The following is an 11,505-nucleotide window of genomic DNA, read 5'->3' as shown; positions in this document are numbered from 1 at the left end:
AGGTTGACGAACATCGCGTTGACGTTGCTTCGGAGTCGGGACTCCTCACCGGCCAGCCGGACGGCTTCCCGGTGTACCTCGTCGAACGCCCGCGCGACTTCACCGATCTCGTCCTGGGACATGACGCCGATCGGCTCGACCTCCATCGGGCCGCTCGCCTCGGACTCGCGCAGCTGCTGGACCGTCTCCGGCAGGCGGCGGCTGGCGATGAACAGCGCCTCCCTGCGCAGCCGGCGCAGCGGGCCGCTCAGCGAGCGCGCCATGAACGAGGTGATCACCAGCACCAGGATCAACAGGATGGCGATCGCGATCGCGATGATCATCGCGCCCTGCTGCTCCTGGCCCTGCAGGGTGCGGCTGCGCAGCAGGATCGAGTCGGAGACCTGCTGTTCGATCTTGCGCATGCCGTCGATGGCCTTGCCCACGGCCTTGAGCCAGTCCTCGCCGTCGCGCTGGAGGCCGACCTCCGGGTCGACCAGCTGCGCCCCCGAGTCCTGCAGGAACAGGGCGCGGGCCTGGATCAGCTCGGACTTGTCGACGGCCGAGCCACTGACGACGTCGTCGTACGCCTGGCGGATGTTCAGCGGCACCTGGGCCCTGAATGTCGCCAGCTCGCTGTTGCGCTGGGCGCGAGCGGCGATGAAGGAGTCGAGCTCGTCCTTGCTGAATCGCCTGGCGGCCAGCGCGGCCACCAGGAGCGCGCGCTGGGTGGAGAGGAACTGCTTGGCCCTGGACAGAGCGGCGAAGCCGGAGACGCTGTCGGCGAGCTCCTTGTCAGCGGCACCCAGGTCGATGTTGTCGTTGAGCCCGATGAAGTCGGAGATGCTCCGGTCATACAGCTCGATGACGGAGCCGACGTTCAGCTGCGAGTCCACCGCGGTCTTGCGTGACTGGTCGAGCTCGATCAGACGGTTCTTGATGCGGAGGGCCTGCGCGCGCTGGGGGCTGTCAGAAGCGGCGAGCGCGTCGACCGGGCCACGTACGCTGTCGCGAAGCTTATTGACCGTGCTGTATTGGGCGTCGACGTCGGCCTTGCCGCTGCTCCTGCGCCCGAGGGCGACGAAGCTGGCGGTGAGGTCACGTTCGAGCTCGACCTCGTGGGCGAGCGCGGTCAGCTGGCTCGCCAGAACGGCGACCTCGTTGACCTTCTCGTACTCGGTGGCGCTGCTGATCGAGGTGGCTACGCGGAAGCCGCCGAGGACCAGGGCCGCCAAGGTGGGAATGACGACCAGAACGAGCAGCTTCGAGCGCACGCGCCAGTTGCGCAGCGCGAGGCCGCCCGTCTTCTTCGCACGCCCGGCCCGTGCTTTGGGCTTTGACTTGGCGTGAAGCGCCGCAGGAGCGGGCGCTTCAGCAGTTAAGCCGGGATCCCCACCTGCTGGGGGGAATGCGTTCCTCACTGGCCTCCGCAACCTCTCCTCTGATGGTCTGGTGCAAGAGGATCACGTCATGCATTGTGTTTGCCGTGTGACGCCGACGCACCCATGGGGCGAGAGCTTATTTGAGCACAACAACAGGAGATCGGCCAATACCGCAAAGGTCGCAGTCAACCCATCTCTTCGCAGAACATGCCAAACCCGGACAAATGCCACATCCTCCTGGTGGATGCCGGGCTGCCACCTCCTTGATTCGGACAATCATCCCAAACCTACATTGTGATCATCATTTCCGTATATATATTGGTAATTTCCAGAATCGGGGGACCATGCGCAAGAGTTAGCTGCGCTAGGGTGCGACCGTCGTCGATCACCCCCCGTTCGAAGGAGACGCGACATGAGGTTCGGTGCACTAGGGCGCACCGCCCTGATTGGACTTGTGGCCACCCTTGTCATTACGGGGTGTTCCAGCTCAGATAGCAAGACCGGAGGCGCCTCGAATGCCAACGGTCTTGAGAAGACAGACCTCCTGATCGGCGAGTACCCCGGGGCGGACGCCGCCCCGCTGTTCATCGCGATCGAGAAGGGCTTCTTCAAGGAGCAGGGCCTCAATGTCAAGACGGAGGCCATCCAGGCTCCGCAGGCCGTACTGCCCAAGCTCGCCAACGGCAGCATGGACGTGGTGCTGGGCAGCTACGCCACCATCTTGTCCATCCAGTCCCAGGGGCTGGAGAAGTTCAAGTACATCGCGGACTCCTACCAGGGAGCCGCGGGGGCCTTCGGCGTGATGGTGTCGAAGAACTCGCCCATCAAGAGCGTCGGTGACCTCAAGGGCAAGAAGATCGGCGTCAACGCCCTCGTCGGCCTGGGTGTTCTCACCATGAACCCCCACCTCAAGATCGCCGGACTCGACCCCACCAAGGACGTCAAGTACGTCGTCGTGCCGAGCACCGACTGGCTCAAGTCGCTGAAGAGCGGTGCCGTGGACGCCGTCTGGATGACCGACCCGTACGTCAGCCAGGCCAAGAACCAAGACGGCGCGACGATGCTGCTCGACACGATGTCCGGCCCCACGGACAGCCTGCCGATCACCGGCTGGGCGGCCACGGAGAAGTGGATCGGCAAGAACCCCAAGACGATGGCCGCGTTCCAGCGGGCGATGGCGAAGGCGCAGAACGTCGCCGCCACCGACCGCAGCGCCGTGACCAAGATCCTGCCGACCTTCACCCAGATCCCGGCCGCGACCGCTGCCACGATCAACCTGGGCAACTACCCGACCTCACTCAACGCCCAGCGCATTCAGCGGGTGGCTGACCTGATGGCCGAGTACGGCTTCATCAAGAACAAGATCGACGTCTCCTCGATGATCGTTACGTCGCAGGGATGACCGCTGCCACAACACTGACGCGGGGCGGGCGTTCCACGCTCGCCCGCGCCAGGGTCGGAAAGCTCATCCGCCACGCCATCGGCGTGGCGGTTTTTCTGCTTGTCTGGGAGCTCGCCAGCAGGACCGGCCTGGTCGAATGGCTGCCCCCGGCCTCTACCTGCCTGGCCAGAGTGGTCGGCCTGGCGTTCGATCCCGAATATCTCGCCGACCTGAGCTCCACGATGCTCGCCGCCGTCATCGGTCTGCCGCTGGCCATCCTGCTGGCCGTCCCCGCAGGGCTGCTTCTTGGGACCGTTCCCGTCGTGGAGGAGATGACCCGCGCGATCGTCGAGTTCCTGCGTCCCATCCCCTCGGTGGCGCTGATCCCGCTGGCGTTGTTCCTGTTCCAGCCCGACATCAACGCCAAGGTCGCGCTCATCGTCTACGCCGCGTCCTGGCCGATCCTCATCAACACGCTCTACGGCGTGCGTGACGTCGACCCGCTGGCCGCGGAGACGCTGCGCTCCTTCAGCTTCGGCTCCGCGGCCGTCGTCTGGCGGGTGTCGCTGCCGAGCGCCGCGCCGTTCATCTTCACCGGCATCCGGCTGGCCGCCTCGATCACGCTCATCCTGGCCATCAGCGTGGAGTACGTCGTCGGCGGCGCCGGCGGGATCGGCGCCTTCCTCATCCAGGCGAGCACCGCCCTGGACGATTCGGCGATGGTCGACGTGATCGCCGTGCTGGTGTGGTCGGGCGCCATCGGACTGGTCGTCAACACCCTGCTGCTGCGTGCCGAGCGGCGGCTGTTCAAGTGGCGGAACGCATGATCAAAACCCTGGTCAAACGGCTCTGGCTGGTGCCGGTGGTCCTCGTCGCGTGGGAGCTGATCACCAGGGCGGTGGACGACCCCTTCATGCCCCGCCCCACGGTCATCGTGTCGCGCATGTACGAGATGTGGTTCTCCGGGCCTCTCTTCCTCACTGACGAGGCGGTGGACAACTTCGTCCCCAGCATCATCAGGCTGGTCGGCTCGTGGAGCGTGGCCGTGGCCCTCGGGATAGCACTCGGTGTCGCGATCGGCAGGACCGCCTGGCTGTCCGACTACATCGACCCGCTGGTGGAGTTCGCCCGGGCCGTGCCGCCACCTGTGATGTTCCCCGTGTTCCTGGCGCTCTTCACCATGGGCACGCAGGTACAGGTGGCGACCATCGTCTTCGGCATCATCTGGCCGATCCTGCTGAATTCAATCGATGGCGCACGTAACGTGGATCGTCTCCAGATTGAGACCGCGACCGTCTTCGGCGTCCCGGCGAGCCTGCGCCTGTTCCGGATCATCCTGCCCGCCGCCTCACCGAAGATCTTCGCTGGTCTGCGGCTGAGCGTCTCGCTGGCGCTGATCCTCATGATCGTCTCCGAGCTCAAAGGCGCCACCGACGGCATCGGTTACCTGCTGGCCAGCGCGAGCGACCGCTCCGACATGCCGGCCCTCTGGGGAGGAGTGGTCGTGCTCGGAGTGCTCGGTTACGTACTCAACACCCTGTTCCTCATGGTCGAGCGCCGGATGCTCACGTGGCACCGTGGCGCTCGCCGTACCGCGTAGGAGGCGGATGTGACTGACCTGTTGCTGAAGAACGTGCGTATTGTTACGCACGACCGAGACGAACCGGTCGTCGCGGACATCGCCGTGACCGGCGGGCGCATCGAGCAGGTGGGGGCCGGCCTGTCCGCCGAGGGCGTCGAGGAGGTGCTCGACGGCGACGGGAAGCTGGCCTTCCCGGGCGTCGTGGACGCCCACCAGCATTGGGGCATCTACAACCCGCTGCCCGAGGACACCGCCTCGGAGAGCATGGCCAGCGCCCAGGGCGGCGTCACCACGGCGCTCACCTACATGCGGACCGGCCAGTACTACCTCAACAGGGGCGGTTCGTACGCGGAGTTCTTCCCCGAGGTGCGCAGGCAGGCCGAGGGACAGGCCTACATCGACTACGGCTTCCACCTCGCGCCCATGTCGAGCACGCACATCGGTGAGCTGCCTGACCTGGTGGAGAAGTTCGGGGTCTCGTCGTTCAAGATCTTCATGTTCTACGGCGGCCACGGGCTGCACGGGCGCTCGGCCGACCAGAGCAAATTCCTGATGCTGCCCGAGGGCGAGCGCTACGACTACGGGCACTTCGAGTTCGTCATGCGTGGCGTGCAGGAGGCCCGCGAACGCTTCCCGCACCTGGCCGACGAGATCTCACTGTCGCTACATTGTGAGACCGCCGAGATCATGACCGCCTACACCAAGCTGGTGGAGGAGGCCGGCGACCTCAGCGGCCTGGCCGCCTACAGCGCTTCCCGGCCGCCGCACTCCGAGGGGCTGGCGGTCTTCATCGCCTCCTATCTCGCCCACGAGACCGGCCTGGCCAACATCAACCTGCTCCACCTGTCCTCGCGCAAGGCGCTCGACGCGGCCGTGCGGATGGCCAAGACCTTCCCGCACATCGACTTCCGCCGCGAGGTCACGATCGGGCATCTTCTCGCCGACATCGAGACCGCCAACGGGATCGGCGCGAAGGTGAACCCGCCCATCAGGCCGCGCGAGGACGTCGAGGCGCTGTGGGAGTACGTGCTCGACGGCACCGTCGACTGGGTGGTCAGCGACCACGCCTGCTGCCGGGAGGAGCTCAAGTTCGGCGCTCCGGCCGACGACGTGTTCCTGGCCAAGGCCGGGTTCGGCGGCGCCGAATACCTGCTGCCCGGCCTGATCACCGAGGGCCGCCGCCGTGGCCTGTCCTACGGGCGCATCGCCGCCCTCACCTCCTGGAACCCCGCCCGCAGGTACGGCCTGCGGAGCAAGGGCACCATCGCGCCCGGCTTCGACGCCGACTTCTGCCTGGTCGACACCGGCAGCACGTGGACCGTCCGGGCCGCCGAGTCGGAGTCGACGCAGGAGTACACCCCCTTCGAGGGCTTCGAGCTGAGCGCGAAGGTCACCGACACATTCGTCAGGGGCAACCACGTCCTCGACGCGGGCAAGATCGTGGGCCGTCCGGTGGGCCAGTACATCTCCCGGCCGCTGGGCTGAAAGGAAACCCCTTGCTTGAGATAGACAACCTCACGCACGTCTACGGCGAGGGCCCGACACGGCACCACGCCATCGACGGCCTGAACCTGAGCGTCGCCGAGGGCGAGCTGCTGTGCATCGTCGGGCCCTCCGGGTGCGGCAAGTCGACGCTCCTGCGCTCCATCGCGGGCCTGATCAAGCCCACGGGCGGCGCCATCAAGGTCCAGGGCGAGCTGGTCCGCCAGACGCCCGCCAACCTGGCCGTCGTCTTCCAGGACTACAGCCGGTCGCTGTTCCCGTGGATGTCGGTGGCCGACAACGTCGCGCTGCCGCTGCGTCGCAAGGACATGACCAAGCAGCAGCGCCGCGAGGCGGCGCACGAGGCGCTGGAGTCGGTGGGGCTGGCGGAGGCCGGTCGCAAGTACCCGTTCCAGCTGTCGGGCGGCATGCAGCAGCGGGTCTCGATCGCCCGCGCGCTGGCCTACCGGCCGGCGCTGATGCTCATGGACGAGCCGTTCGGCTCGGTCGACGCGCAGACGCGTGAGGACCTCGAAGACCTCGTGCTGAAGGTACGCGGGCACCACCAGATGACGATCGTGCTCATCACGCACGACATCGACGAGAGCGTGTACGTGGGTGACCGGGTCGTCGTGCTGTCCAAGGCGCCCGCGCACGTCGTGGGCGACCTGAAGGTGGAGCTGCCCAGTCCCCGCGACCAGATCAGCTCCCGCGAGCACCCGGACTTCGTCCACCTGCGTGCCGAGGTGGGGCGTCTGGTGCGCGGCGTGGCCTCCGTCTGAGCGCGTCTCTGTGCGCCCTCAGACTGAGCGCGTCTCTGTACGACACGTCCGTCTGAGGGCGCACCCATAACTGGAACACAGGCCGAAGCACCAGTGCCGCCGGGCGTCCAGCCCGGCGGCACTGGTGCAGAGGAAGTCAGGCCGGAGTGTGGGAGTGGCGGGTCAGGGCGTGTTCGACCAGCGTGATCAGCGTGCCCTTCACCGAGTCCCTGACTCGGGCGTCCAGGCGGACGATCGGGATGTGCGGGTTGAGTGACAACGCCTCCCGGATCTCCTCCTGCTGGTGCTGGAAGTTCCCGTCCCAGCCGTTGATGCCGATGACGAAGGGGAGTTTGGCCTCTTCGAAGTAGTCGATGGCCGGGAAGCTGTCGGCCAGCCGCCGCGTGTCCACCAGCACCACCGCGCCGATCGCACCACGCACCAGGTCATCCCACATGAACCAGAACCGGTGCTGTCCGGGCGTACCGAACAGATAGAGGATCAGGTCACGGTCGAGCGAGACCCGGCCGAAGTCCATCGCCACGGTCGTGGTCGTCTTGTTGGGCGTGAGAGAGACGTCGTCGACACCCGCCGACGCGTCCGTCATCACCGCCTCCGTGGTGAGCGGCAGAATCTCCGAGACCGCACCCACGAACGTCGTCTTGCCCACGCCGAAGCCGCCGGCCACGACGATCTTCGTCGAGGTTAGGCCGGGGCTAGAGCCTGCGAAGTCCACTGAGCACCCTTTCGAGCAAGTTGAGGTCCGGCTTTCCCGCGTCCAGCGCAGGCTGGTGCACGCGGATCAGGCCCTCCGACGCCATGTCGGCGATCAGCACCCGGACCACCCCAAGAGGCTGCCGTAAAAGGGCGGAGATCTCGGCAACCGACCTGACGTTCCGGGTTAGCTGAATGATCGCCTGATACTCCGGACTTAATAGTGAAATGTCTTTATATTCCGAGGTCACAGAGGACACGAGGGCCTCCATGGCGAACTTCATCCGTGGGGCCGTGCGGCCCCCTGTCACGGCATATGGCCGGACAAGGGAGCTCGGCTTCTGCGGACGCGGAGCCGACGGATGCGGCGGAGTGCTATCACCAGCCCAACCCTGACCTGACATCATGATCTTCTCCTGTCACCGTCCCACTAACGCGGGCGGGACGCCTGCAGCTCGGCGCGCACGGCCGGGGTGAGCACCTGGCCCGCCCGCTCCACGAGCAGCGTCATCTGGTACGCGACCAGGCCCATGTCACAATCGGGCGCGGCGAGCACAGCGAGGCAGGAGCCATCGCTGATGGACATGATCATCAGGAGTCCGCGCTGCATCTCGATGACGGTCTGGGTGACCATACCGCCTTCGAACACACGAGCCGCGCCCTGCGTCAGGCTGATCACACCCGAGGCGACCGCGGCCAGCTGGTCGGCCCGGTCCTTGGGAAAACCCTCGGAGAAAGCCAGCGGCAAGCCGTCGGACGACACCACCACGGTGTGCGCGACTCCAGGCACATTATTGACGAAATCGGTGATCAGCCAGCTGATGCCACGCGCTCCCTGGCTCAGTTCTCTCATTGCTCCTCCTCATTGTCTTCTCCGCGGGTGAACGCGCGGCCTTGCCGTACCCCCTGCTGGAAGCTGGACAGCCGGCTCCGCAATCGATCGGGAGAGATCTGTGGCGCCGGTGACGTCGCCTGCGGCTCGGCCAGGCTGGCCGTACCGGGAACCAGGTTGGCCTTCGGCACGCGCCGCGGCAGGCCAGAGGCCGTCGTGCCGCCCATGGCCGGCTCGGCGGCGGCCTGCGCGGCCTGCCAGCCGGTGTCGGCGGGCGAGGACCACGTCGAGCCCGCGCCGGACTGGCCCGGCACGCGTTGCGGCAGCGACGGCTTGTCCGACGTCCCGGCGGAGGCGGCGGACGCGGCGACCGGCGGGGGCGCGGCGGGCGCGGCCGCGGGAGGCACGGGGAGCTGAGCGTAAGGCTGGGCGTAGGGCTGCCCGGCGGGCTGCTGCGGCAGCTGGCCGATCGGCGGCACGGCCGGTATGCCCCCGATCTGCGTCTCCTCCTGCGCGGAGATCTCGGAGTACTGCTCCGGCTCCGGCTTGATCGGATCGGGCTCCGGCTCCGGCCTGCGGAACCAGTCGGAGCCGACCGAGGAGAAGATCGGCAGGAAGTCGTCGCTCTGCTCCAGCGGCGAGTTGTTGCGCACCGCCGGGAGCGGGCCGGTCAGGTCCTTGGAGGAGTACTCGCCGGGACCGAACGGGTTGAACGCGCCGCGGCCGTTGTGCGTGAAGGGCTCGACGGGCGGGATCGGCGAGTCGGCGAACGACGGCCAGCGCTGCTCCTCGAACCCGTACGCCGGCCGCGGCTCGGCGTCGAACGGCTTGGGCAGCTCGACGAACGGCGACCTGGGCGGCAGCTCCTCGGCCGAGCCGAAGGACGGCCAGCGCTGCTCCTCCGAGGACGAGGGCGGAGGCGGCTCCGTGGCGAAGGACGGCCAGCGCTGCTCGTCCTGTGCCGGAGGCGGCGGCTCGGTGGCGAAGGAGGGCCAGCGCTGCTCGTCCTGCCGCGGCGCCTCCTCGGCGAAGGACGGCCAGCGCTGCTCGCCCGGGGCGGCGACCGCGGGCGGCTCCTCGGCGAACGGCGGCCAGCGCTGCTCGTCGGGCTGCTGCCTCGGCGGCTGCTCCTCGCCGAACGGCGGCCAGTTGCCGCCACCGCCCGGCACGGGCAGCGTGCCCGGCCACTGCGTGTCGACCGGCGCGTCGTCGCGGATGTCGGGGGTGTCGACCGTGCCCTGCGGCGCGGCGTAGACGCCCGAGCCGTTCGTCGAGGACGGCTCCAGCTGGCTCGGGTCGAAGTTGGTGAAGGCTTCGTACTGGCCGCGCTGCTGGGGCACCGAGCCGGCGCCGCCGCCCAGGAGCATGTCGGGCAGCATGACGAGCGCGGCCAGGCCGCCCGCGTCCCGCATCCCTAGCTGGACCCTGATGCCGTGGCGCAGCGCCAGGCGGCCGACCACGAACAGGCCCATGCGGCGCGAGACGGCCACGTCCACCACCGGCGGGTTGGCCAGCCGCCAGTTGGCCTCGGCCAGCTCGTCGGCCGACATGCCGATGCCCAGGTCGGTGATCGTCACCTGGACGCCGCCCTCGATGGGCGAGCTGGTGACCTGGACCTTGCTCTCGCGCGGGGAGAAGGAGATGGCGTTCTCGATCAGCTCGGCGAGCAGGTGCACGGCGTCGGTGACGGCCGGGCCGGCGACCTCGATGCCGGACGGGATCTGGATCTGGACCCGTTCGTAGTTCTCGACCTCGGACAGCGAGGCGCGGGCGATGTCGACCAGCGGCACCGGCTCGCTCCACTTGCGGGCGGCCTCCTGGCCGGCGAGGACCAGGAGGTTCTCGCTGTTGCGGCGCATGCGGGTGGCGAGGTGGTCCAGCCGGAACAGGTTCGCCAGCCGGTTCTCGTCCTCCTCACCCTGCTCCAGGCCCTCGATGAGCTGCAGCTGCCTCTCGACGAGCGTCTGGCTGCGCCGGGAGAGGTTGACGAACATCGAGTTGACGTTGGCGCGCAGCTTGGCCTCGTCGCCGGCCAGCCTGATCGCCTCGCGGTGGACCTCGTCGAAGGCCCGGGCCACTTCCCCGATCTCGTCGCGGGTGTTGACGCCGACGGAGGGTACGTCGGGCACCTCGGCGCTGTCCCCGGACTCGCGCAGCAGGCGGACGGTCTCGGGCAGCCGGGTGGTGGCCACCTGGAGCGCCTCGGCGCGCAGCCGGCGCAGCGGGCGGACCAGCGAACCGGCCACCCGGGTGGTGATCACCAGAACGAGCAGCAGCAGGACCAGGATGGTCGCGCCGGAGATGATGGCGTTGCGCTGCTCGGTGTCGCTCAGGTCCCGGGTGGTGGCCACGATCCTGGTGGTCAGGCCGTCCTCGACCTTGCGCATGGCGTTGGCGGACAGCGAGGTGCTCTCGTACCAGAGCTGGAGGTCACGGCGAGTCGTGATGTCCAGGTCCCTGATGGTCTTGAACTCGCGCAGCTGGGCCAGGGCCCGCTGGCGCATCGCGTCCGCGCGGTCGATCTGCGGGCCGCGCACGCCCTTCTTGTACGCCTGGAGGTCCGCAGGGGTGGCTTCCTGCTCGAAGGCGGTCAGCTGCAGCTGCTGACTGTTCCAGGAGCCGAGGAAGTCGGACAGGTCGTCATAGTCCAGCCGCCGCTCGATCAGCGCCACGACGAGGATGCCCTGCTGGCGCAGCACCTGTTCTCTGGTCTGGTCGAGGGCGGCCAGCGCGGCCACGTCGCCCTGGAGGGCGTCGTCGCTGATGCCGTCGCCCAGGTCGTTCTGGAGGCGCTCGAGGACCTCGATCAGGGAGGAATAGGTGCGGATGGCGGCTCGGGGCGGCACGCTCGCCTCACCCGCGATCGACCTGCGCAGGCCGTCGAGTCCGGTCAGCCACCGGCGGATCTCCACGACCTCCTGCTGGACGCGGGTGGTGTGGGTGGCGTCGATGGACGTGGTGGCGGCGAGCACGCGCTGCTTGGCCGCGTCGGACGCCTCGCGCTGGGTCTTGAGCTGGCTCAGGCGGATGGGACGCCGGCGGTCGGCCATGTACCACGCGGTGAGCGTGCGTTCCTTGGCGAGCTCGTGCGACAGCGCGGAGGCGCGCTGGACCAGCTCGGCGACCTGGGTCAGCCGGCGGTACTCGGCGCTGGTGCCGATGGCGTTCGCGAGCTGGACGCCGGCGAGAAGCACACCCACGATCGTGGGGATGAGGATCAGCGCCACCAGCCTGGAGCGCACGCGCCAGTTCGCCAGCCGGAACCGTCCGCCTGTGTACTCCCCGGACCTGGTGTGCCTGGGGTTATCCGTCCTCACTGACTCTCGCAACCTCTCGCCGTTACGTGCTCGAAAATCTGACACGCTTGGGGCGCATGGGATTTCTGCGGGCTG

Annotated in this window: 10 protein-coding genes; 5 read left to right on the top strand and 5 right to left on the bottom strand. The window is 68.0% G+C overall.

Going from position 1 to position 11,505, the window contains the following annotated elements; genetic code table 11:
- The coding region (locus AB0L53_RS58030; protein WP_364015292.1) for a nitrate- and nitrite sensing domain-containing protein at positions 1–1,253 on the bottom strand (1,253 nt) is incomplete at its 3' end.
- A gap of 520 nt (positions 1,254–1,773) precedes the next feature.
- Here AB0L53_RS58030 and AB0L53_RS58025 point away from each other — a divergent pair.
- From AB0L53_RS58025 to AB0L53_RS58005, 5 genes are read left to right on the top strand one after another with little or no spacing between them, the layout of a single operon-like run.
- Positions 1,774–2,763, top strand: a complete 990-nt coding sequence (locus AB0L53_RS58025) for an ABC transporter substrate-binding protein (protein ID WP_364015289.1) — start codon at positions 1,774–1,776, stop codon at positions 2,761–2,763.
- Positions 2,760–3,569 carry an ABC transporter permease subunit gene (locus AB0L53_RS58020; RefSeq protein ID WP_364015286.1) on the top strand — a complete coding sequence of 270 codons (810 nt, stop codon included), beginning with the start codon at positions 2,760–2,762 and terminating at the stop codon, positions 3,567–3,569. The genes AB0L53_RS58025 and AB0L53_RS58020 overlap by 4 nt, the downstream gene beginning before the upstream one ends.
- A complete protein-coding gene (locus AB0L53_RS58015; protein ID WP_364015283.1) occupies positions 3,566–4,342 on the top strand; it encodes an ABC transporter permease in 777 nt (258 codons plus the stop codon). Before AB0L53_RS58020 ends, AB0L53_RS58015 begins: the two co-directional genes overlap by 4 nt.
- Positions 4,343–4,351: 9 nt before the next feature.
- A complete protein-coding gene (locus AB0L53_RS58010) occupies positions 4,352–5,809 on the top strand; it encodes a dihydroorotase family protein (protein ID WP_364015280.1) in 1,458 nt (485 codons plus the stop codon).
- 11 nt (positions 5,810–5,820) lie between these two features.
- Positions 5,821–6,588, top strand: a complete 768-nt coding sequence (locus AB0L53_RS58005) for an ABC transporter ATP-binding protein (protein WP_357942924.1) — start codon at positions 5,821–5,823, stop codon at positions 6,586–6,588.
- A 136-nt stretch (positions 6,589–6,724) separates the two neighbouring features.
- Here the strand turns inward: AB0L53_RS58005 and AB0L53_RS58000 are convergent, their stop codons facing one another.
- From AB0L53_RS58000 to AB0L53_RS57985, 4 genes are read right to left on the bottom strand one after another with little or no spacing between them, the layout of a single operon-like run.
- Positions 6,725–7,303, bottom strand: coding sequence for an ATP/GTP-binding protein (locus AB0L53_RS58000; RefSeq protein ID WP_225290495.1), 579 nt, complete (start codon positions 7,301–7,303; stop codon positions 6,725–6,727).
- A complete protein-coding gene (locus AB0L53_RS57995; RefSeq protein ID WP_225290601.1) occupies positions 7,284–7,685 on the bottom strand; it encodes a DUF742 domain-containing protein in 402 nt (133 codons plus the stop codon). Before AB0L53_RS57995 ends, AB0L53_RS58000 begins: the two co-directional genes overlap by 20 nt.
- A 26-nt stretch (positions 7,686–7,711) precedes the next feature.
- On the bottom strand, positions 7,712–8,125 hold the full coding sequence (locus tag AB0L53_RS57990) for a roadblock/LC7 domain-containing protein (RefSeq protein ID WP_214641718.1): 414 nt from the start codon (positions 8,123–8,125) through the stop codon (positions 7,712–7,714).
- Between the two features lie 5 nt (positions 8,126–8,130).
- Positions 8,131–11,430 carry a nitrate- and nitrite sensing domain-containing protein gene (locus AB0L53_RS57985; RefSeq protein ID WP_364015276.1) on the bottom strand — a complete coding sequence of 1,100 codons (3,300 nt, stop codon included), beginning with the start codon at positions 11,428–11,430 and terminating at the stop codon, positions 8,131–8,133.
- Positions 11,431–11,505: the final 75 nt, after the last annotated feature.

This window comes from Nonomuraea sp. NPDC052129 (genome assembly GCF_040680095.1).
Taxonomy (GTDB): domain Bacteria; phylum Actinomycetota; class Actinomycetes; order Streptosporangiales; family Streptosporangiaceae; genus Nonomuraea.
The sequence above is the reverse complement of the archived record's forward strand: the minus strand, read 5'-3'. Positions and strand labels throughout refer to the sequence as shown.